Annotated in this window: 19 protein-coding genes; 8 read left to right on the forward strand and 11 right to left on the reverse strand. The window is 61.6% G+C overall.

What is annotated here, in order from left to right; translation table 11 throughout:
- The first annotated feature begins 213 nt into the window (after positions 1 to 213).
- The 4 genes from LVY71_RS16515 to LVY71_RS16530 all read left to right on the forward strand — a co-directional run bounded on the left by LVY71_RS16515 (position 214) and on the right by LVY71_RS16530 (position 2753).
- Positions 214 to 1335, forward strand: coding sequence for a flagellar basal body P-ring protein FlgI (locus tag LVY71_RS16515; RefSeq protein WP_235100934.1), 1122 nt, complete (start codon positions 214 to 216; stop codon positions 1333 to 1335).
- On the forward strand, positions 1335 to 1676 hold the full coding sequence (gene flgJ / locus LVY71_RS16520; RefSeq protein ID WP_235100935.1) for a flagellar assembly peptidoglycan hydrolase FlgJ: 342 nt from the start codon (positions 1335 to 1337) through the stop codon (positions 1674 to 1676). Before LVY71_RS16515 ends, flgJ begins: the two co-directional genes overlap by 1 nt.
- A gap of 21 nt (positions 1677 to 1697) precedes the next feature.
- Positions 1698 to 2189 carry a hypothetical protein gene (locus LVY71_RS16525; RefSeq protein WP_235100936.1) on the forward strand — a complete coding sequence of 164 codons (492 nt, stop codon included), beginning with the start codon at positions 1698 to 1700 and terminating at the stop codon, positions 2187 to 2189.
- Positions 2190 to 2390: 201 nt separating this feature from the next.
- Positions 2391 to 2753, forward strand: a complete 363-nt coding sequence (locus LVY71_RS16530) for a hypothetical protein (RefSeq protein ID WP_235101525.1) — start codon at positions 2391 to 2393, stop codon at positions 2751 to 2753.
- A gap of 32 nt (positions 2754 to 2785) precedes the next feature.
- Here LVY71_RS16530 and LVY71_RS16535 read toward each other — a convergent pair whose 3' ends face one another.
- The 5 genes from LVY71_RS16535 to LVY71_RS16555 all read right to left on the reverse strand — a co-directional run bounded on the left by LVY71_RS16535 (position 2786) and on the right by LVY71_RS16555 (position 9194).
- Complete coding sequence (locus tag LVY71_RS16535) at positions 2786 to 3151, reverse strand: hypothetical protein (RefSeq protein WP_235100937.1); 366 nt, start codon at positions 3149 to 3151, stop codon at positions 2786 to 2788.
- Positions 3152 to 3171: 20 nt separating this feature from the next.
- Entirely contained in the window at positions 3172 to 3537 is a 366-nt protein-coding gene (gene flaF, locus LVY71_RS16540; protein ID WP_235100938.1) for a flagellar biosynthesis regulator FlaF, read from the reverse strand.
- A 3-nt stretch (positions 3538 to 3540) separates the two neighbouring features.
- The gene (gene flbT / locus LVY71_RS16545) at positions 3541 to 3921 is read right to left on the reverse strand and encodes a flagellar biosynthesis repressor FlbT (protein WP_235100939.1); all 381 of its coding nucleotides are present in this window, start codon (positions 3919 to 3921) and stop codon (positions 3541 to 3543) included.
- Positions 3922 to 4079: 158 nt separating this feature from the next.
- Positions 4080 to 6521 (reverse strand): flagellin N-terminal helical domain-containing protein, encoded by a 2442-nt coding sequence (locus LVY71_RS16550; protein WP_235100940.1) that lies wholly within the window; start codon positions 6519 to 6521, stop codon positions 4080 to 4082.
- 258 nt (positions 6522 to 6779) lie between these two features.
- Entirely contained in the window at positions 6780 to 9194 is a 2415-nt protein-coding gene (locus tag LVY71_RS16555; protein WP_235100941.1) for a flagellin N-terminal helical domain-containing protein, read from the reverse strand.
- A 296-nt stretch (positions 9195 to 9490) separates the two neighbouring features.
- Between LVY71_RS16555 and flbT (LVY71_RS16560) the strand changes: the two genes are divergently transcribed.
- The gene (flbT, locus tag LVY71_RS16560; protein WP_235101526.1) at positions 9491 to 9925 is read left to right on the forward strand and encodes a flagellar biosynthesis repressor FlbT; all 435 of its coding nucleotides are present in this window, start codon (positions 9491 to 9493) and stop codon (positions 9923 to 9925) included.
- A gap of 78 nt (positions 9926 to 10003) precedes the next feature.
- On the opposite strand, the gene LVY71_RS16565 is transcribed toward flbT (LVY71_RS16560), so the two are convergent.
- The 5 genes from LVY71_RS16565 to LVY71_RS16585 all read right to left on the reverse strand — a co-directional run bounded on the left by LVY71_RS16565 (position 10004) and on the right by LVY71_RS16585 (position 17562).
- Positions 10004 to 11524, reverse strand: coding sequence for a flagellar biosynthesis protein FlgL (locus LVY71_RS16565; protein ID WP_235100942.1), 1521 nt, complete (start codon positions 11522 to 11524; stop codon positions 10004 to 10006).
- Positions 11525 to 11531: 7 nt separating this feature from the next.
- Positions 11532 to 13427 (reverse strand): flagellar hook-associated protein FlgK, encoded by a 1896-nt coding sequence (gene flgK, locus LVY71_RS16570; protein ID WP_235100943.1) that lies wholly within the window; start codon positions 13425 to 13427, stop codon positions 11532 to 11534.
- A 40-nt stretch (positions 13428 to 13467) separates the two neighbouring features.
- Complete coding sequence (locus LVY71_RS16575) at positions 13468 to 15288, reverse strand: flagellar hook-basal body complex protein (RefSeq protein WP_235100944.1); 1821 nt, start codon at positions 15286 to 15288, stop codon at positions 13468 to 13470.
- Positions 15289 to 15469: 181 nt separating this feature from the next.
- Positions 15470 to 15988, reverse strand: coding sequence for a peptide-methionine (R)-S-oxide reductase MsrB (gene msrB, locus LVY71_RS16580; RefSeq protein ID WP_235101527.1), 519 nt, complete (start codon positions 15986 to 15988; stop codon positions 15470 to 15472).
- 170 nt (positions 15989 to 16158) lie between these two features.
- Positions 16159 to 17562 (reverse strand): NAD(P)/FAD-dependent oxidoreductase, encoded by a 1404-nt coding sequence (locus LVY71_RS16585; protein WP_235100945.1) that lies wholly within the window; start codon positions 17560 to 17562, stop codon positions 16159 to 16161.
- Between the two features lie 312 nt (positions 17563 to 17874).
- Between LVY71_RS16585 and LVY71_RS16590 the strand changes: the two genes are divergently transcribed.
- The gene (locus LVY71_RS16590) at positions 17875 to 18408 is read left to right on the forward strand and encodes a SixA phosphatase family protein (protein ID WP_235100946.1); all 534 of its coding nucleotides are present in this window, start codon (positions 17875 to 17877) and stop codon (positions 18406 to 18408) included.
- 157 nt (positions 18409 to 18565) lie between these two features.
- Positions 18566 to 18991, forward strand: a complete 426-nt coding sequence (locus LVY71_RS16595) for a universal stress protein (RefSeq protein WP_235100947.1) — start codon at positions 18566 to 18568, stop codon at positions 18989 to 18991.
- Positions 18992 to 19187: 196 nt separating this feature from the next.
- Here LVY71_RS16595 and LVY71_RS16600 read toward each other — a convergent pair whose 3' ends face one another.
- Positions 19188 to 19811, reverse strand: coding sequence for a hypothetical protein (locus LVY71_RS16600; RefSeq protein ID WP_235100948.1), 624 nt, complete (start codon positions 19809 to 19811; stop codon positions 19188 to 19190).
- 105 nt (positions 19812 to 19916) lie between these two features.
- Between LVY71_RS16600 and LVY71_RS16605 the strand changes: the two genes are divergently transcribed.
- Positions 19917 to 20351, forward strand: a complete 435-nt coding sequence (locus LVY71_RS16605) for a hypothetical protein (RefSeq protein ID WP_235100949.1) — start codon at positions 19917 to 19919, stop codon at positions 20349 to 20351.
- Positions 20352 to 20786: the final 435 nt, after the last annotated feature.

Genomic DNA, 20786 nt, shown 5'->3' on the forward strand with positions numbered 1-20786 from the left:
TAACGGAAGGTAAACGACCCGGCAATTTATGCCGGATACGGCAACTTCGCCGCCGCGGCCGCTGTCCCCAAGTCAGCATCAATTTTAGATAATTAAACAAATTCAATAATTTACACCATTCATGGCTCTGGCACAGCCCTCGCATAGTCGATCATGGTCCAGCCTCATGGGGAGCATGGGGCGCGGCCGCGAGACCTCAGCGGGGAGCAGAGGATGTTTCGGATTTTTCAGGCAGCCTGCACGGCCATCGCCCTGCTGACCGCCCTCATGGGCGCCTCGGGCGCACCAGCCCATGCGACGTCGCGGATCAAGGATCTCGCGAACATCGAGGGCGTGCGCCAGAACCAGTTGATCGGCTACGGCCTTGTTGTCGGCCTCAACGGCACCGGCGATACGCTGAACAACATCCCCTTCACCAAGCAGTCGCTGCAGGCGATGCTTGAACGCATGGGCGTCAATATCCGGGGCTCCACGATTCGCACCGGCAACGTCGCCGCTGTGATGGTGACGGGCAACCTGCCCGCCTTCGCTACCCAGGGCACCCGCATGGACATCACCGTGTCGGCGCTCGGCGATGCCAAAAGCCTTCAAGGTGGCACTCTTCTGGTTACCCCCCTGCTCGGCGCCGACGGCAACGTCTATGCGGTTGGGCAGGGTTCGCTGACGATCGGTGGCTTCTCCGCGGAAGGCGCTGCCGCAAGCGTCACCAAGGGTGTGCCGACCAACGGCCGCATCGCGAATGGCGCGCTGGTCGAGCGCGAAATCGAATTCGCGCTGAACCGGATGCCCAATGTCCGCCTCGCCCTGCGCAACGGCGACTTCACCACCGCCAAGCGCATCGCCGCCGCGGTCAACGATTTCCTCGGCACCAAGACCGCCGAGCCGATCGACCCGTCCACCGTGCAGCTCAGCATACCGGCCGAGTTCAAAGGCAACGTCGTCGCATTGCTCACCGAGATCGAGCAATTGCAGGTCGAGCCTGATCTGGGCGCCAAGATCATCATCGACGAACGCTCCGGCATCATCGTGATGGGCCGCGATGTGCGGGTTGCAACCGTCGCGGTGGCGCAAGGCAACCTCACCGTGTCGATCTCCGAAAGCCCGCAGGTCAGCCAGCCGGCTCCGTTCTCGAACGGACGCACGGTTGTCACACCCAATACCCGCGTCGGCGTCCAGGAAGACGGCAAGAAACTTGCCGTGGTCAAGGACGGCGTCTCGTTGCAGCAACTGGTCGACGGCCTCAACGGCCTCGGCATCGGACCGCGCGACCTGATCGGCATCCTGCAAGCCATCAAGGCTTCGGGCGCCATTCAGGCCGACATCGAGGTGATGTGATGAGCACCATTCCATCGTCCCCGCAGGCGACCACGACATTCGTCAACGGCCGTCCCGACCTTCTGATGCAGGAGGCACTGACGAAAGTCTCGCCGCAGGCGCAGGCGAAAGCCAAGAGCCAGGCGCAGGATTTCGAGGCGGTGTTCCTGAACTCGATGTTTTCGCAGATGACCAGCGGCATCAAGGAAGACGGGCCGTTCGGCAATACCAAGAGCACCGGAATCTGGCGCTCGATGATGACCGAGCAGTATTCGAAATCGTTTGCGCAGGCCGGCGGCGTTGGAATTTCCAATGACGTCTATCGCACCCTCATTCTCCAGCAGGCCAACGCAGCCCGCTAAGCGCACCGGAAGGGACGCCGCATGATACCTCAGCAGCCAACCGCCAACACATCCTCCCCCGCTCCCGCGGCGGCTTCGCCGGCAGAGGCCCGCAAACTGGCCGAAGGCATGATGCAGATCATGAGCGCGCTGCTCGCCGTCGTGGAGCGCGAGACCGAACTGGTCCGCGCCGGAAATGTCCGCGAGGCCATGGCGCTCGAAACCCAGAAAGGCGAGATCTCGCGACAGTATGTCGACGCCGTCGGCAAGCTCACGCGCAGCCGCGACTATCTCAAGCAGTCAACGCCGGAACTGCTGACGGCTCTGCACCGTCATCACGACACTTTCCGCGCGATGCTGCAAATCAACCTCACCGTGCTTGCGACCGCCCATGCCGTCTCCGAAGGCATCGTGCGCGGCGTCAATGGCGAGATGCAGCGGCGCAGTCTTCCGAACGGCTACACTGCCGGCGGCCAGCGCGCGATGCCGGGGCCGCGCCATGTCACGCCCCTGTCCGTGAGCCGTTCGCTCTAGCGAAATCCGTCCAAACTGAATCGAAAGGCACAAGCGAAGCGGCTAACAGCCACTTCGCGCCTTCACGCGTGCATGATACGCCGCGCAACAGATACAATTCGATTCAAATCATCGTCCCGTCATAAGGACGGGATTCAGACGGTCCGAGCATATTTCATTCTGGAGGGTTGGATTTGACTCAAGATGGAGCCGGAGGCTGCCATGAGTGCGGATTTCAACATCAAACCGGTGGGGGCATCGGTTGCGGCGACCTACATTGAACCTGCATCCGATGCAGCGAAGACGGCTGTCCCGACGCAACTGCCGCCCGACAAGGCGGTAACGGCGCCGGACGCGTCGCTCCAGTCGCGCTTCAATCCGCAAGCAGAAACCGACAGAGTGTCCCGCCAGGTCGTGATCGATCGCGCCGCGGCCGAAATCGTCTATCGCACGGTGGACAAGAGAACCAGCATTGTCGTCACGCAATACCCGGACGAGGCGCGCTTGCGCGCCCGCGCCTATTTGCGCGCGCTCGACATGGCCCGCCAGGACAATGCGCTTCAGAAAACCGATTTGAGCATCTGAGCCAGCCGCCGTAATACGCGGCGGGCCGGACTCTAGCTTTGCTTTGCGTAGGCCGTCTCGAGCGACTGGGCGCCGGTGGCGGGGTTCGTCATCACGGTCTTGATCTGCGCCGTGCCCTGCTTGGTCAGGGTGAATTTCGAATCGCCGATCCTGAAGGCGTTGTCGCGGATCAGAACGTCCTGGTACTTCGTCGTGCTGCCGCTCTGGTATCGCACCTTGGCGCGAAATCCGACGACGTTTGAAACCTGGATACTGAACGAGTCGTTGTTGGCATACTTGCCGGTCCAGTTGCCCTCATAGCTAGCGGCATCGACGGGAACGTAAGGGCCCTTCGAATAATTGACGTTCGATCCGACCGTCACATAGTTCGCCGATATGATGCCCAGAAGATCAGCCACGGTCCGGCCTCAAGTATTCATCAGGCGCGGCCGGACAGCCCCGCCGCAAGATTGCAGTTGATGTCGATCAGTGGCTTCAGCTTCTCGCGCTGCGGATTGAGCTGCAATTCCATCGTCTGCGTCATAACGAAGGTGCCGATATTGACGATGTTCTGACGGACCTCGATGGTCTGTGGATTCTCGTCGCTGGTGACCGCGCTCAGCAGGATTGCCCAGAGCTTGCGATTGAACAGCAGCGCCGCGGCGAAATCGTCGTCGGTGCGGCCGAGGTTGTTCATGACGTCCATCAGCTTGTTGGCAGCTTTCAGAAGCGCCTGCGCTTCGATCTCCCGGGGAGACGCCGTCGTTTGAGCAGTACGTGCATAAGCCTGAGCGGCGTTCGACATTCATTACCTCGACAGGAGTTCGTCTTCGCGACTTATCAGTTTCCTGATTTCTCTTAGAGCTTTGTAAAGATCACCGCTTAAAATAAGATTACTTGCCGTTTCCAGAGGCACACGAAAGCTCGGCACCGCTTCGAGCATATCCTTGACGAAGCCGAGATACAGCTCCTGATATTTCGGAATGTCGTTCTCGAGATACATCTGCTGAACGCAAAGATAGATTCGCTTGACCGGCGTGTTGGCGGTCTCCGCCGTCAGAATATCCTTTTCACGCAGGATCGGCGTTTCGCCATCGATCAGAAACGTTGCGCGCGTTTCCGAATTGGTGATGACGCTCTGGCCAATCACGATGCGTTCAAAAGGCTTGAGTTCGACTCTGAGGGCCACGTTCTGTCTCCATAACAATCGTCGGCGTCTCCAGACGACCTCCCGGTCAATTCAATTTTCGTAAAATAAATCCATTTCTTCTTGGATGGACTGATCCTCGCCATAAAAAAAGCAGCGGGGTTTTATCCCCGCTGCTGTATTGCGATCGGGTTAATCGATTACTGCCGCAGGAGCTGGAGCACGCTCTGCTGCGACTGGTTGGCCAGAGCCAGCGCGGACACCGCGATCGACTGGCGGGTCGCCAGGGCCTGGCTGTTCGCCGCTTCCTCGTTGGTATCGGCGACCGTCAGATTTGCCGAACCGGTCTGCAGCACGTTGATCAGGTTCTTCGAGAAATCCTGTCGGATCTGCACGATCGACAGGTTCGAGCCGAGCGTCGATGCCTGCGAACGCAGGAAGCTGCCGGCGCTGTTGAGTGCGGACAGGATCTTGTTGGTCGAGGCGTTGTCGATAAAGTCAGTGCCCTTGACCAGCATGCCGAGTCCGAGACCAGCTGGATCGAGCGCAGTGCCAGCGATGTTCAGCGTGGACTTGCCGGTTTCATTGAATACCAGCTTGAGCTGATCGCCAGCGAGCAGGTTGACGCCGTTGAACGATGCGTCCTGCGATGTCGTCCGGATCTGGTCGATGATGTTGTTGTACTGCGCCACCAGGCCCGCGCGCGTGGCCTGCGAGGTCGCATCGGCCGATGTGCCGACGACGGTCACGCCCGCAAAGGCGTTGCCGGGATCGGTGGCCGTTCCGCCGATCACCGCAATGTTAGACGATGCGGCATCGTTGGTCGTGGTCAGATTGATCTGGCCCGTGGTGCTGACGCTGGCCTGCAGGTTGTTGGCCGACAGCGCGGCATTAAGCTGATCGAGAGTCGAGACCTGGTTTGCGCCCGTACCGAAGGTGATGTTGGTTGGCGTACCGCCACCGGTCGAGCCGATGGTCAATGTCAGGCCGTTGAGGCCGGTCGTGGCTGCCGTGCTTGCCGGCGTGGTGCCGGCCACGAGGCCGATCTTTGCCAGACCGGAGCCGCTGATGACGAGGTTTGCAGCGGTGCTGGCCACCAGCGTGGCCCTGCCGCTGACGACGGCCGATCCACTACCACCGCTGTAAGCGTCGATAGCACCGAGCACATCGGCCACCGTTGAGGTCGTGATGTCGATCGACAGGTTGCCGGCCGCCGCCGTACCCGTGTTGCCGGCGCCGGAGTTGAAGGAGATGGTCTTGCCGTTGACGACGATGGTATCGCCGGTGTTGAAAGCCGTGGTCAGGGAATTGGTGCCGACGCCGCCCGTCAGGGTGGTGGTGTTGTCGATCGGGGCACCCGTCACGGGAGTCGCTGTGCGAGGGGTAGTGCCGGCGATAAGGCCAAGCTTGGCCAGACCCGAACCGCTGGTGATCAGATCAGCAGTGGTGCCGGTGCTAAGCGTGATAGCGCCGGTGGTCGGATCGATCGCCGACGTGCCCCCGCTATAGGCGTTGATGGCGGTCAAAACCTGCTGAACAGTCCCCGACGTGATGTCGATCGAGAGGTTGCCGGCACCCGCCGTACCGGTATTGCCGCCACCCGAATGGAATGAAAGGGTCTGGCCATTGACTACGATGGTGTCAGCGGTGGTGAAGGCTGTCGGCAGCGCGTCCGAGCTTGGGGTCGCGACGCCGGCAATTTGAGTCGTTGCGGTAATCGCAGCCGGGGTCGGAGCCGCGTTGGTGCGCGGGGTGGTCGCCGCGGACAGACCGAGCTTGGCCAGAGCTGTACCAGCGAGCGTCAGATCGGAGGTCGTGCCGGTGTTCAGCGTGATCGCGCCGGCGTTGAACGTCGCCGCCGCGCCGCCGCTGATGGCGTCGATCGCGTCGATCACATCCTGCACGTCGCCGGTGGTGATGTCGATCGACAGCGTGCCTGCCGTCGCCGAACCCGTGGTGCCCGAGCCGGAGTTGAACGCAATGCTGGTGCCGTTGACGGTCAGGGTATCGAGCGCGGTGAAGTTGGTCGACAGGTTGTCCGAGGCGGCACCCGCGACGCCGGCCAGCTTGGTCGCGCCGGTGATGCCGACGGCGGTGGTCGTGTTGTCGTTCAGCACCACTGAACCCGGGACCGCAACGCTCTGATAGGCGCCGAGGTGGTTGTTGTTGAGCGGAGTGCCGGGAGCGGCGGCAGCCGCTGTGTACGAAATAGTATTGTTGTTGGTCTGTGTGGTACCGGCCACGGTACTGGCGGATCCGCCGGCCGTCGCCAGCAGATTCGCGGCCGTAACGTTGGGCAGAGCCGCCGACACTGCCGTCGACTTGGTGTAGCCGACGTTGGTCTGAAGCGCCTGATTGGCGACCGACTTTGCACTGTCGATGAGCTTCTGGAGCGAGGTGATGCCGGTGTTGGCAGCCTGCAGAACCTGCACGCCGTTGCCGATGCCGTCGAGGAGGTTATTGATGTCGCTGGCGCGGCTGTCGAGGTTGGCCGCCGTGAAGTAGTTGGTCGGATTGTCGAGCGCCGAATTGACCTTCTTGCCCGTTGCCAGCCGGTTCTGGGTGGTGGCCAGCAAATCCGCCGTTGCCTGAAGCGACAGCAGGTTCTGGCGAACTGACGCTGAAAGAACGATGTCGGACATGGAAAGTACCTTCCTAAGATATGCGAAATGCCGACAATCCGACCGGCATATGCAGCAGGGAGAACGGCGTCTTTCCCCAATTCTTAAGAGGTACGGCTTAAATTATGGTTAACAGCTCTTTAAATGGCATCCTTTACAAAGTCTTGACGGCGGAACAGCCCTCCCCGCCCGGCCCGGCGACCCGAGAAGGTTATGACAGACAACAAAAAGACGGCGGGGTTTCCCCCGCCGCCTGATTTTGTGTCGGTATCGTCGGTATCAGCGCAGGAGCTGAAGCACGCTCTGCTGCGACTGGTTGGCCAGAGCCAGCGCGGACACCGCGATCGACTGACGGGTCGCCAGAGCCTGGCTGTTCGCAGCTTCCTCGTTGGTGTCGGCCAGCGTCAGGTTGGACGAGCCGGTCTGCAGCACGTTGATCAGGTTCTTCGAGAAGTCCTGACGAACCTGCACGACCGAAAGGTTCGAACCCAAAGCCGAAGCCTGCGACCGCAGCGTGCTGCTGGCATCGTTGAGGGCCGACAGCACCTTGTTGGTCGCTGCGTTGTCAATGAAGTCCGTGCCCTTGTTGAGGGCGCCGAGGCCGAGACCAGCCGGGTCGAACAGAACGCCGGTGATGTTCAGGGTCGAGGTGCCGGTTTCATTGAACACCAGCTTGAGCTGGTCGCCGTTGAGCAGGTTGACACCGTTGAACGACGAGTCCTGCGCGGTGGTGCGGATCTGGTCGATCACGTTGTTGTACTGCGAAACGAGGCTGGCGCGAGTGGCCTGCGAAGCCGCATCCTGCGACGCGGTCTGGACCGTGATGCCGGCGAAGATATTGCCGGGATCCGTGATCGTGCCACCGAGTGCGCCGATGTTCGCGGACGCCGCATCGTTGGTCGTGGTCAGGGTGATCCGGCCCGTGGTGCTGACGCTGGCCTGCAGATTGTTCGCAGACAGGGCAGCATTGAGCTGATCGAGGGTCGAGACCTGGTTGGCGCCAGTGCCGAAGGTGATGCTGGTCGCCGTGCCGCCGCCGGTCGCGCCGATGGTCAGGGTCTGGCCGCTCAGGCCGGCATTCGCCGGAGTGCTGCGCGCGGTCGTCCCGGCCGCGAGGCCGAGCTTGGCGAGAGCACCCGTCGAACCGCTGATCACGAGATCGGCGGCCGTGCCGGCATTCAACGTCACCTTGCCGGCGGTAACCGCCGAACCCGTGCCGCCGCTGATCGCATCAACCTTGGCAAGCAAGGCATTGATGTTGTCATCGATCCGGACGTGGGTGGCGTCCTGCAGGCCGGAGCCGGCAGCCGTGAAGTTGATCGTCGTGCCGTTCACGGTGATCGTATCGGCCGTCGTGAAGGCCGAGGTCAGCGAGTCGGTGCCGGTGGCGCCGCTCAGAACCGTCGCGCCGGAGATCTGCGGAGCAGTCGCCGGGGTCGAGGTGCGGGTGATGGTCTCGGCGATGAGGCCGAGCTTGGCAAGACCCGAACCGCTGGTGGTGATGTCAGCACCCGTACCGGTGCTCAGGGTGATGGCGCCGGTGGTTGCATTGATCGCCGACGTGCCGCCCGAGATCGCGTTGATCTTGCCGAGCAGCGCGGTTACGTCGTCGTCGATACGAACGTGGGTGGCATCCTGCAGGCCGGAGCCGGCAGCCGTGAAGTTGATCGTCGTGCCGTTGACCACGATGGTGTCGGCGGTGGTGAACGCGGTCGACAGCGCATCCGAAGTCGGAGTCGCGGTGCCGGACAGCTTGGTTGCGCCAGTAATCGCAGCCGGAGTCGGAGCCGCGTTGGTGCGCGGGGTGACCGCGGCGGAGAGGCCGAGCTTGGCCAGAGCCGTACCGGTGATGTTAAGGTCGGCAGTGGTGCCGGTGTTCAGCGTGATCGCGCCGGCGTTGAACGTCGCCGCCGCGCCGCCGCTGATGGCATCGATCGCGTCGACCACGTCCTGCACGTCGCCGGTGGTGATGTCGATCGACAGCGTGCCCGCCGTCGCCGAACCCGTCGTGCCGGAGCCCGAGTTGAACGTGATGGTGGTGCCGTTGACGGTCAGGGTATCGAGCGCGGTGAAGTTGGTCGACAGGTTGTCCGAAGCGGCACCCGCGACGCCGGCCAGCTTGGTCGCGCCGGTGATACCGACGGCGGTGGTCGTGTTGTCGTTCAGCACCACTGAACCCGGGACCGCAACGCTCTGATAGGCGCCGAGGTGGTTGTTGTTCTGTGCCGAACCAGCCGTACCAGCCGTCACAGCGTAGGTTGCAGTGGCGTTGTTGGTCAGGGTCGAACCGGCAACGCTGCTGGTGACGGCAGCCGTCGTGCCGAGCAGGTTGGCAGCGCTCACACCGGCGTTGGCGCCGCTGGTCGCCGTCGACTTGGTGTAACCGACGGGGGTCTGGAGAGCCTGGTTCGCGATCGACTTCGCGGTATCGACCAGCTTCTGGAGCGAGGTGATGCCGGTGTTGGCAGCCTGCAGAACCTGCACGCCGTTGCCGATGCCGTCGAGGAGGTTGTTGATGTCGCTGGCGCGCGCATCGAGCGACGAAGCGGTGAAGAAGTTGGTCGGGTTGTCGAGAGCGGTGTTGACCTTCTTGCCGGTGGCAAGGCGGGTCTGCGTGGTCGCGAGAAGATCAGCGGTCGACTGGAGCGACAGCAGGTTCTGACGTACCGACGACGAGAGAACGATGTCAGACATGGAACTACCTTTCTGGTGTGACGCAACGTGTACAAGCGTGCCGCCGATTTCGATCGACGAGCCGATGCACCTTGGAACCAACAATCTAAAAAGGTGTGAACCGGATTTGCTCAACTGTCCGGAAAACCGCGGTGTGCGGGCCGCCCGCAAAACGCGACGGCGTTGATTTGACAGGGGTATTTCTTAAACCCCATCGCTGTAGGGTCGCCTGGCCGTTTACCTCGCGTTAACCATAAAGCGAAAGGATCGCGTCAGTTGCCGGTATGACTGCAACCGGCCCGCACGGGAGAACCGCCATGGCTTTGAAGGTTGAACTCAAGCCGCACGAGAAGATCATTGTCGGTTCGTGCGTCATTACAAATACCGATCAGCGCGCGAAGTTCCTGATCGAAGGAGAGAGGCTGCCCATCTTGCGAGAGAAAGACATCCTGACGCCGGACACGGCGGACACGCCGGCCAAGCTGATCTATCTGGCGGTCCAGCTCATGTACATCTCGCACGATCCGCAGGAGCACCATGCGGTGTACTTCGACGTGATGCGCGATTTTCTGACCGCGGTGCCCAGCGCCGCCGGCATGATCGAGGAAATCAATAACCACATCTTAAGCGGCGACTACTATAGAGCGCTGAAGGAATCGAAGAAGCTGATCGCTTACGAAAAGCAGCTTCTGGACAGCGCCAGAGGCGAGCAGGCTGGAGCGCGCGAAGCCGGACTTAGCACTGCCGCTTGATACCACGCAGATTGAAATGCGAACGGGCTCCCAGAAGGGAGCCTTTTCGTTTGCGCTCAGGGAAAGAGTTGCGAAACGCTAGGGCGACGGCAAGAATTTCAGCAGGCTTAGCTGATAGAGCGATGCCGTGGTCTGATACGACGCCTGCAGACTGGTTTGAAGGGCCATGATCTTGGTGGCGACTTCGTTGTCGTTGATGCCCTCGATCGAATCCAGCATCGACTGTGCGATCGCTCCCGTCTGGGTCTGCCGGTCTTTCGCTGTTCCGATCGCAGCCTGGGCACCCGCGAAATCAGCCTGAATGTCCTGAATCGATTGCGTCCCCGGATGCACCGCCAGATTATCGACGATGCGCGAGTTGAGCGCGGTGAGCTGCCCGTTTGCATTCGGATTGCTGGCGTCGGTCGTGACCGCGGCATAGACCGCGATACTCTTCAACTGCGCGACAAACGCATACTCGTTGGCGCGCGCGCCATATTGCACGCTGATCGCCTGATCGACCCCGGCCACTGCTGTTCCGCGGGCAGGATCGGCGCCGTCTTCTCCCGTGTACCACGAAACCGTATTGGCCGAGGTGCCGTTCACGAGTTGTGTGGCAGTGTTGAACGGAGGACCGTCGACGCGCTGCGGCGGCGACGAACTGAAGAAATTGTCGGAGGCAGTAACGGCCGAGGCGGCGACCAGCGCCGTATTGGCCAGCGTACCGACCGCCGTGTTGAGAGCGGCGTTGAGATTCGTTGCTGTCGCGGTTGAATCCGCGCCAATGAGAAAACTTCCGGCGGGAGGCGGCGTTGTCGTCGTTGCCGTGAGTTCGATGGTTTCCGATGTTCCGTCCGGAAGGCTGAATGTGAATCGGACCTTGTCGCCATTGTTCGGATTGGTCGCGCCAAGGGCGACGGACATTTCCGAAGGCGCGCCGGGAGGTGCCGCCGGAGGCGCGGGACCGGTCACGGTCGAACCCGTCAGCGTCGAGGTAATGGCGCTGAGCTTGAAACCGAACGGAGATCCAGCGACGTCTTCACCGATCGTGACCGATGTCGGCGTGGGCGATGTAATCACCAGTCGGCCAAGGCTGCTTGTGCCATCGGCCTGGCCGCGTTCATCGATGATCTGATTCAGCCCGGCCTGCGTGCCGGTACCGTTCAGGATGACATCGGCCGGCTGCGTCGCGGGCGTGTCGGTCGCGCGGCCGGAAAACATATAGCGGCCGCCGACCGACGTATTCAGAAGCGAGATCACCTGCGTGAACGACGCCATCGCGGTTTTCTGCCCGGCGGTTTTCCCGGCGCTGTCGAGCGTCAGCGTGGCACCGGCGGCCGCGCCCTTGACCTGGCTGCCGGCGTCGCTGATGCCTTGCAGCGACAGGTTCGCGACATTGAGCCGCGTGTTGATGACCGTTCCGGTATTGGTGTTGGCGGCAATGGCGAAAATTTGCGCCCGTAGATTGGTTGCCGTGCCCGAGTCGACACCAAGGCCGGCATAGGTGGTCGACTTCTTTCCCGAAGCGAGCTGTTCCGTCAGGGAGTCGAGTTGACTCTTGATGTTGAGAATTGACGAACCGAGATATGATGTCCGGCCGCTAACGCCATCGATGGCCATGAACCCCTCACATAATCTGCATCAATGACTGAAACATCGAATTGATGGTGGACATCACGCGGGCATTGGCCGCGTAGGCATTCTGCAGCGCCAGCAGACTCGCCATTTCCGTGTCGATGTCCACGCCCGAGCTCGCGTCCATCTTTTTCTGCAACGTGTTGAGCACGACGTCCTGACCATCCGAAAGCTGCTGTGCCGCACTCGCCGAGTTCGCCTGCAAGCTGGTGAATTGCTGGGTGAAGCCGAGCAGCGTTCCCTTGTACGGTGTCGCGTTCGAACCGACGCCCGTCGTGGCCGAATAGCTGTAGGTGCCCGACGTCAGTTGCGACAGAATGAAATCCGAGCGCGTGGTGTCGCCGGCGGGCGTCGTGGGGCTCGTGCTGTAAACGATCAGACGCGACGAGTCCGCCAGCAGCCCGGCATTGACCTTAATGCGCCCCGCCAGTCCGGTTTGCTGCGAACCCGCGTCCGTGATCGCTCCGGTATAAAGATTACCGCCATCGGTGAACAAGGCGAGCTGCGGGCCACCACCGGTCAGCGACGATGCTGTCTTGGTGACCGACGCTGCGTTGACATCCGACAAACCACCGGCGCCGTCGTCCAGCACGCGCAGGGTCGATCCCGACGGATTCGAGAACTGAATGCTCGCGCCGCCGAGCGCCGCGTTGAGCTGCGACACAACCGACGACATGCCGCCCGAGAAGTCGACGCCGATGACCTTGTCGTTCGGATCGACCGTCGTGGAGTCCTTCAGCGGCAGCACGCTTGGATCATCGACACGGACGATCGAAATGCTCTGCTGGGTACCGGTGACAGTGTCGGTATAGGTGAGATGAACGACATTGCCGGTCTGAAGACCGGACAGATCGAGATCGAATCCGGCTGGTGTGCCGGGCGGCGGCGCCGGCGTGGCTGGCGGATACGGCACGCCGCCGGTCGTCGTATCAGACAATGCGCTTGCCATTGCCGACGCCAGCTGATCAACCTGTTCCTGCGCCTGCACCAGCGTCTTGTCGCGCAATTCGAGGTAGGCCGCGATAGCTCCGGAGCGGATCGCGCCGCTGGCCACGAGATCGATGCTTCCACCGTTCGGATAGGAAATGGAGATCGTCCCAAGCGTGCTTTTCGCCGGATCGGCATTCCATTTCGAATCCGGCGTGACCGTGCCCTGTGTGTCGAAGGACAACAGGGCGGCATCGGCACCGCCAACGAGTTGCACACCCGAGGTCGTATAAACGGAAAGCTGATTGCCATCGCCAGTGACGACACGCACGTCCATCAGTTGCGACAGTTGCGTGATGTACTGATCGCGCTGATCCAGCAACGCGGCCGTCGACGCATCCTGGCCCGGGTAACTCTGCAATTGCCGGTTGATCTTCGCGATCTGGGTCAATGCGCTGTTGGCCGTCGATACGGCGTTCGATATTCCGGTTTCGGCGCTGTTGCGCAGACCCTGAATTCCCTGCGAAGTATAATTGAGTTGCGACGCCAGCGTTTGCGCTGCATTGAGTACACCGGTGCGCGCCGACTGGGAGTCCGGGCTCGTGGAGAGAGCCTGCAGCGCGGTGGTGAGCGAATTGAATGCAGATTCGATCGTCGCCGACGAATTCGGATCGCCGTAGATGCTTTGCAGATTGTTGAGGAAATTCGCCCGCACGCTTGCGTAAGACGCGCCGGAGGTTTCCGTCCGCAACTGGCTCTGAATATAGGCATCCAGGACGCGATTGACGCCGATGGTTTCGACGCCCGCGCCGGCACCGGCTGCGGTCTGGACCTGACTGACGGTCTTGCGGATGTAGCCCGGCGTTTCCGCATTCGCGACGTTGGACGACACCAGCGACAGCGCCGCCTGGTTCGCCCGCAATCCGGACATCGCGGTTGAAAGAGCTTGGCTCAGACCCATGACATACTGTCCATCTCAGGATCGCGCGATGACACGCCGATTATCGCAGCACGTTAAGCAGATCCTGCGCCATCTGGTTTGCAGTCGTGATGACCTTGGTGTTCGCCGAATAGGCCTGCTGCGTGACGATCAGCTTGGTGAACTCGTCCGCGATATCGCTGTTGGAGCCCTCGAGCGCAGAGCCGGTGATGGAACCGCCCTTGCCGTAGACGGCCGCGCCGGACTGATCGGTCTCCTCGAACGCGCCGCCGTCAATGCGCTTGAGGAAGTTCGCGCCGTTGAACGTCGCCAGCACGATCTGCGCGAGATCGATGTTGCGACCGTTGGAATAGTTGCCGACCACGCGGCCGTTGTCGCCGATAGAAACCGTCTGCAGCGAACCCGCCGGGAAGCCGTCCTGGTGAATGTCGTTGACCTGCGCGTTGCCGTTGGCGTCGGCAAACGATGTCAAGCCGCTCACACCGAAGTTCACGGTGACATTGTTCAGCGTGATGCCGCTGATCGTCGGATTGTTGAGAATGACCGAAGCCACCGCCGGCGTGAGCTGACCGTTCGCGCTGAAGGTGAAGTCGGTGCCGATGTTCTGCCACGCCGTCATCGTACCCGTCGCATTCGGATCGACCTGGTAGAACATATTCCATTTGTCGACGTGACCGGGACCGAGCGTCGAACTGTCCATCTTCGCCCAGCGGAACTGGATGCTCACCGGCGAACCGGAAATGTCATAACCGGTCGTGGCGCCGCCGCCGATCGATTGGGAAATGAATGTCGCAGCGTCGGAGCCGATCACCGTGCCGGAACCTGGCAGGCCACCACCCAGCCGGTTCACCGCCACCGGACCCGAGAAGCCGAGAGCCGCAAAGGCGGTCGCATTGCTCGAGCTGACAGCCAGATTGCTCGTGAGACCTGTGTGAAGAACAACGGATCCGTTGTTGACGGTCGAGGACAGCGAGGCGTTACCGCTCAATCCATCGATCTTGTCCAGGAGCTGATCGACGGTGCTGCCGACCGGGATATGAGTCGCGTCGTCCTGGTTCGGCGGAACGCTCGTCGCGTCGGTGAACGTGATGGTGAAGCCGTTCACCGTGATGGTGTCGTTGACAACGAAACCTGCCGCCAGCGAGTTGACGTTGGTGCCGCCCACCAACGTGGTCGAGCCATTGATCTTGGTCGGCGTGGTCAGGGCGCTATTGACCGACGAGCCACTGGTTGCGTTGTCGAGGTAAGGCAGCGGCGGCGTGCCGACGGTGCTGGGGTTCACGCTGAAGTCGCCGACGTTGATCAGTTCCGAACCCGGAACGGAGGTGTCGTGCTTCGAGGTCAGCGGATACGAGGCCAGATTCGCGCGATAGGTCACGACAGTGGTCGGCTGGGCCGGCAGGAAGTCGCTACCGAATTTCAGAACCTGCGGGTTGCTGCCGGTGACGTTGCCGGTCGAGGGATCGATCGGAAGGCCTTCGAGATAGTAACCGGCGCCGTTCACGAGGTAGCCGTTCTTGTCGAGCGTGAAGTCGCCGCGGCGGGTGAAGTTGTCCACGCCGTTGAAGATCGGATTGTTGTCGGTGAAGCTGCCGGGCTTCTGCACCACAAAGAAGCCGTCGCCGCTGATGGCCATGTAGGTGGCAACGGCCGCCTTCTGGACGTCGCCCTGCACCGTGTTGGTCTCGCGCGACGCGGTCGCCACGCTGCCGGCGAGCTGATTCGTGTTGCCGGTCTCGGGAATGAGATCGAGGAAGCTCGTGTCGATGCGCTTGAACGCCGTCGTCTGCGAGTTCGCGATGTTACCGGAGATGTTTTCCAGCGCGTAGGACTGAGCACGAAGGCCCGCGACGGACGTGGTGAGAGCGCCAAAGAGACCCATTACATTTTCTCCAACTTCGATCCGGGCGGCCCGCCCGTGTCCATCGTCATGGCCGTGTTCGAAGGAAGAGATCGCAAGCCCTATGCCAATAAATTATTCTAACAAAATCAATACATTAACAAAAATGCCCCGGTGGAATAACCGGGGCACAATTGCCTAGCGGGCAAGAATTGCCGCTCGTTCAGGTCGTGGAACCGTCCGCGGGTTTGAACGAGAGGGCGAGCCCGTTCATGCAGTAGCGCAGCCCCGTTGGCTTCGGGCCGTCGTCGAACACATGGCCGAGATGACCGCCGCAACGGCGGCAAAGCGTCTCGGTCCGCACCATCATAAAAGTGGTGTCCTTCTTCTCGAGAATGGAGTTCGGAAGCGCCTGATAGAAACTCGGCCAGCCGGTGCCGCTCTCGAATTTCGTATCCGACGAGAACAGCGGCAAATCGCAGCCTGCGCAAGTGAAGGTTCCCTTGCGCTTCTCCTTGTTCAGCGGGCTGGAAAACGGGCGCTCGGTGCCCGCTTCGCGCAGCACATTATACTGGGCGGGCGAGAGCTGTTTCTTCCACTCCTCCGGCGTCTTCTCGATCTCGAACTTTTCCGCTCCCGATCTCTCGGCGGCATTGGCACCGCCACCCATCCCGAGCCAGCGGAAGGCCGAGAATGCGGCGAGGGACGTTGCGGATGCAAGCAGAATGCGGCGATCGATCATGGTCAAAGCTCCGTGCAGATCGGGAAACAGGCTGTCCATCACGATCTACGGTCCAGTCCGCGAAACGTTACAGCAAGGTTGTGGCCCACGGCTCACTTTCCCGCGAGGCCACGAACTTCCCGGCCATAGCAGCCCCCGATGTTCCAATAACCCCGCCGCCGGCGCGTTATTCAAGCACCGCCAGCCGAACCGCCGCTGCCTTCGCGAGGCGGCATGGCACTGCGACGCCCCACTGCCCTGGCCTGCGCCTCGGCCATGCGCGCCGCGCGAGCCCGCTCCCGCGCCTGCTCGCGTCCTCGGGCGCGCTCGCGAAAACGCGACAAGGCTCCCGCCGCTGCGGAATGTCCGCGCGACCACACGCCGAACACCTGCCCGGCCATGCGCCCTGCCGCGCCACCGGCCCAGACCAGTTCGAACGGAGAGAACAACCGCCAGCGGTCGTCGCCTTGCTGAATCGCCCGCGCCACAAGCTGGCCGCCCATCGCAGTCGTATTCAGCCCCTGACGTCCGAAACCGCTGAGAACCCAGAGACCGGGTTGCAGTTCGCCGATCTGCGGCATGCCATGCACCGTCTGCCCGAACATGCCGCTCCATGCGTCGGCGATCTTGACCGGGCCAAGTTTCGGGAAAATCGATGCGATGCGGCTCTGAATACGTTTCGCATAACGCCGCGGATCGCCCTGCCATGTGGTCTCGTGGCTCGACCACAACAGCCGGTCGCCATCGACAATGCGGAAATGATCGATGTCGTGGGTATCGGCCACCGCCCCCCGAAAGGTGATCGCGCCGGCAAGACGCTCGCCGAGCGGTTCGGTCAAGGCAACGTAGCGCCAGGTCGGCAGCAGCGTCGCCGTGAGACGCCGGCCGGGCGCACCGAGATGCGCATTGCCCGCGAATACGATGTGGGAGCAGCGCAGCTTCGCCGACGGCGTTGCAACGCGCTTGCGGATGCCGGCCGGATCGATGCTGACGACCGGCGTGTCTTCGAAAATCCGTACCCCGGCGTCTTCCGCCAGTTCAGCGAGGCGGTGCACATATCGCCGCCCGTCGATCTGAAAGGCTTTCGGAAAATGGATCGCATGGAAATAACGATCCGTTTTCAGCGTTTCGCGCACACGATCGATCTGCCAGCCTTCCACTTCGGTACCGAAATCTTCTCCAAGAGTTTGCAACCGGCTGATGAGCTCATCGCCGGCGTCGACTTTGGAGACTTCCAACGCCCCCTCGCTCATGACAGCGCCGGGCGTACCACTCGCAGTCGCGCGAACGTAGTCGGCGCCTTCCTGCGCGAGCGACCAGAGCGCGCGGGCATCGTCGAAGCCGACACGTTCGATCAGATCCGAAACCGCAACGCCGTAACCGGGCATGACGGTTCCGAGATTATGGCCCGATGCATTCCAGCCGATGTTGCGGCCTTCGAGCAGCGCGACGCTTGCGCCCATCAGGGCGGCCTCCCGCGCCATTGTCAGGCCGGCGAGCCCTCCCCCGACGACACAGATATCCACATCCAGATCGAACGTCAGTCGTTCGCGGATGGACACGTCTGTCGAAGAATTCTGCGGAGAACCGTCCATACCACCTTCCCGGAAATAGCCTGCCCCAAACATCCATTTTATGGGTGTAACAGCGCTCAGGTCTGCCACTTTATTCCCCATGCGCTTGTACACTATTTCGGCTCATGCCCTAATGTGGCGGTTGACAAGTCCGCAACATTTTCTCGGCACGATCATCTGCGGACTTGCCAACCAAACCACATTAGAATCGTAATTTTCTAGTGTCCTTTTGAATCCGAAGTTCGCTACGGAACGCGCTGCAAATCGAGGCGAACTTCGGGTTCAGGACACTAGTGTGCGAAGTTCGAACGCCCACTGAAACGAGATCGCGATATGCGCCGACTGATCCTGCTGCGCCATGCCAAGACCGAGCGGGACGCCCCGTCGGGAAAGGATCAGGACCGCCGCCTCGACGAACGCGGCAAGCAGGACGGCGCGGACATCGGCCGATGGCTGGCGCTAAATGACTATCGTCCCGACCTCGCGCTGGTCTCGTCCGCGGTGCGCGCGCAGGAAACCTGGGAACTGCTGCGCGCCGCCCTGCCCTCCACACGAGCGAAGCATGTGGCGGAATTGTACGGAGCCGATACATCCGAATTGCTGCGCGTGATTCACGGCGCGACGAGCGCGGACCCGCAGCGCCTTTTGATCGTCGCGCACAACCCCGGGCTGCACGAACTGGCGCTCGGCCTGATCTCCGGCGGCGATCCGGCAGGCCGGCGGGCGCTGGATTCCAACCTGCCGACAGCGGGCGTCGCGGTGATCGATTTCGCAACCGACGAGTGGGATGAGGTCCGCTTCCGCAGCGGACGGCTGGAGCGGTTCGTCAGCCCGAAACTGCTGAGAGAGGAATCCGGCGGCGAGTAGCCGCAGAACGGCCGACGCATCGCGCAATCGCCTTGCATCTTGCCATCGGGGAATTCATCGTGGGTCATCCTAGTGGAGTGGATTTGACATTCGCCACCCAGCCAACAGCGGATGCGAATGTTAGAATTGGACCACTAGCTTCTGAGCGGAGAGACCGATGTTTCAGTCCATCCTCGTGCCCATCGACCTTGCCGACACCGATCTCGCCAAACCCGCTATCGAGACTGCTGCGTCGCTCTCAAAATCCTCCGGCGGCACGGTGCGGCTGATCAACGTGATGCCGATCACGCCGGTGATGCTGGCGGAATATGTCCCGCCGGATTTCGAGATCCAGCAGCGGCAATCGTCGGAAGATGCGCTCGCCATCGTGGCGCGCGAGTCAGGCATCGAGAGCCGGCGCATTTCGATCACCGTGCGGCAGGGCGGCATTTATCACGAGGTCCTGGAGGAAGCCGCCGACATCGGCGCCGACCTGATCGTGATGACCTCGCACCGGCCCTCGATGCAAAGCTATTTTCTCGGCTCCAACGCGGGCCACGTGGTTCGCTATGCGAAATGTTCGGTCCTGGTGGTTCGGCACTAGGATTTGATTTAGCGACTATCGCCGCGCGACAAAGATCACAAAGTGGTTGTGGCCCTCCTGCTGGCTTCTCCCCGACATCGCCTTGGGATACGCTGACGCGCCGCCGGAGGGTGATCCCCATCATCGGGCGGTAAGGTTTGGCCGGGCCGGCCAACGAAGCCCGGCCGAGCTGACCCATCGCCCACGACAGCATCCGTTACGGCAAAACGTCCTCGGGCAGCGCGTCGAACGTATAGCTGCGCGGCCTGTTGCGGCGCATGAAGCCGCCGATCTGCCAGATAAACAGCGCGGCGAAGCCGACGAGAAACAGCGCGCCGGCGAATTCACCCGTGAGCAGCGCCCGGATCAGCAAACCCAGCATGGCGATGGCAACAATCGCGATGACCACCATCGCCGCCAGATAGATGTTCGGATTGATCCCGACGACCAGCACGGCCCGGCTTTTTATGTCAGCAAGACGCCGGTGCAACTCCATGACAAATGCGCGGTAACCGTTATCCTGCGGCGACATCAGCGCCACCGTATGCCACGTCGTCGAATAGAGCGTGACGCGCTCGCCGCGCGTGTCCTCGATATCGGTCCGGAATCGCCGTGACTGCATCGACACCGGACGATACGACAGGCGAATGGCCGCGATCTTCTCCAGTGGCCAAACGCCCTTCTTTCCCCTTGCCTGCCACGACAGGCCATCATCTGTGAGATCGAACTGCGATGCACCGCCGACGAGAGACGGCTTGAAGATATACTGGGTGCCGTCGCTAGCGGCCACTGAGCCGATTGCCTCTCCTCGCAGTCCGGTCTTGAATATTTGCGAGAGCATGGAAATCCTCGATCGATCGCGAGCAGCTGTCCATCCTTGCTTGCGCGTCAGATGGCAGGCGTTCTACAAGTCATAGCAGCACAACGCGTTCAGACGAAATATCCGATGGCAAAGCCGGCCTATTTCTCGCGTCATATCGTTCTCGCCGGATCGATCCTGTTCGGCGTGCTGCTCGCGCTTGGCATTCACATCATTATCCAGCGCTTCGATCTCAATCTTGCCGATTTATGGAAATCGGACGCGCCGGGCCTGATCCCCGCGCGCGCGGCGCTGGCGTGGTGGCTGATCGGGGGAGTGGCGTTTCTGGCGGGCTTCATCGCCGCGTCGCTGATGCACGGTGCAGTGTCCGGGCAGATTCCGTTGCGGCTGCGGCAATTCCTGATCACGGTCGGCATCATCATGCTGATGGCCGCCGGACAGGCAGCCTCTGCACCCAGCCAGATCCCGACGCTGTCCGGCGTTCTGGCCGCCGTGGTGGCGTTGTGCCTCGGAGCGGTGATGTCATTTTGCGGCGCGCAATTTGCGCTGCGCCGCGTCTGAAAAAATGCCGCGGGCCTAAAGCGACGCGGCGTTATGCCCCATTTATCCCGCATGGAGCCGCAGCCGTAGATTTGCGGCGGTCGCGACCGTTGCGATCCACTCGCATCAACGCCAATGACCGTCTTGCCTTGAGGCATATTCATTTGTTCCTCGTTCATGAAAGAAAACCCTGAACGGAGGGAACAGAGCGGCCGCCCGCACTTTGAAACACCGTCCTCATTTCCCATATTAATGATGACGCTCACGAGGGACAGCGGTCCCGTGTGAAGCGCATATGACATCTGCGCCACGCGATTTTCTTGTGCTGCGTCAAGTCTCCGCGCTGCATAACGGCCTATTTTCCAAAGCAGGGATTTCGCGTATGAGTACCGTCGCAGCCGCTTGCTCACTGTCGCCTCAATCGGCTTTTATAGAATTCGCGCCCTGCCGGGAGGA

The organism is Bradyrhizobium sp. G127 (assembly GCF_021502575.1).
Taxonomy (GTDB): domain Bacteria; phylum Pseudomonadota; class Alphaproteobacteria; order Rhizobiales; family Xanthobacteraceae; genus Afipia.

Excerpts from the sequence above, each read along its gene's own strand:
- LVY71_RS16515 (WP_235100934.1), top strand. The coding sequence starts at position 214 with ATGTTTCGGATTTTTCAGGCAGCCTGCACGGCCATCGCCCTGCTGACC.
- flgJ (WP_235100935.1), top strand. The coding sequence starts at position 1,335 with ATGAGCACCATTCCATCGTCCCCGCAGGCGACCACGACATTCGTCAAC.
- LVY71_RS16525 (WP_235100936.1), top strand. The coding sequence starts at position 1,698 with ATGATACCTCAGCAGCCAACCGCCAACACATCCTCCCCCGCTCCCGCG.
- LVY71_RS16530 (WP_235101525.1), top strand. The coding sequence starts at position 2,391 with ATGAGTGCGGATTTCAACATCAAACCGGTGGGGGCATCGGTTGCGGCG.
- flaF (WP_235100938.1), bottom strand. The coding sequence starts at position 3,537 with ATGTCGAACGCCGCTCAGGCTTATGCACGTACTGCTCAAACGACGGCG.
- LVY71_RS16550 (WP_235100940.1), bottom strand. The coding sequence starts at position 6,521 with ATGTCCGACATCGTTCTTTCAGCGTCAGTTCGCCAGAACCTGCTGTCG.
- LVY71_RS16555 (WP_235100941.1), bottom strand. The coding sequence starts at position 9,194 with ATGTCTGACATCGTTCTCTCGTCGTCGGTACGTCAGAACCTGCTGTCG.
- flbT (WP_235101526.1), top strand. The coding sequence starts at position 9,491 with ATGGCTTTGAAGGTTGAACTCAAGCCGCACGAGAAGATCATTGTCGGT.
- LVY71_RS16565 (WP_235100942.1), bottom strand. The coding sequence starts at position 11,524 with ATGGCCATCGATGGCGTTAGCGGCCGGACATCATATCTCGGTTCGTCA.
- flgK (WP_235100943.1), bottom strand. The coding sequence starts at position 13,427 with ATGGGTCTGAGCCAAGCTCTTTCAACCGCGATGTCCGGATTGCGGGCG.
- LVY71_RS16575 (WP_235100944.1), bottom strand. The coding sequence starts at position 15,288 with ATGGGTCTCTTTGGCGCTCTCACCACGTCCGTCGCGGGCCTTCGTGCT.
- msrB (WP_235101527.1), bottom strand. The coding sequence starts at position 15,988 with ATGATCGATCGCCGCATTCTGCTTGCATCCGCAACGTCCCTCGCCGCA.
- LVY71_RS16585 (WP_235100945.1), bottom strand. The coding sequence starts at position 17,562 with ATGGACGGTTCTCCGCAGAATTCTTCGACAGACGTGTCCATCCGCGAA.
- LVY71_RS16590 (WP_235100946.1), top strand. The coding sequence starts at position 17,875 with ATGCGCCGACTGATCCTGCTGCGCCATGCCAAGACCGAGCGGGACGCC.
- LVY71_RS16595 (WP_235100947.1), top strand. The coding sequence starts at position 18,566 with ATGTTTCAGTCCATCCTCGTGCCCATCGACCTTGCCGACACCGATCTC.
- LVY71_RS16600 (WP_235100948.1), bottom strand. The coding sequence starts at position 19,811 with ATGCTCTCGCAAATATTCAAGACCGGACTGCGAGGAGAGGCAATCGGC.
- LVY71_RS16605 (WP_235100949.1), top strand. The coding sequence starts at position 19,917 with ATGGCAAAGCCGGCCTATTTCTCGCGTCATATCGTTCTCGCCGGATCG.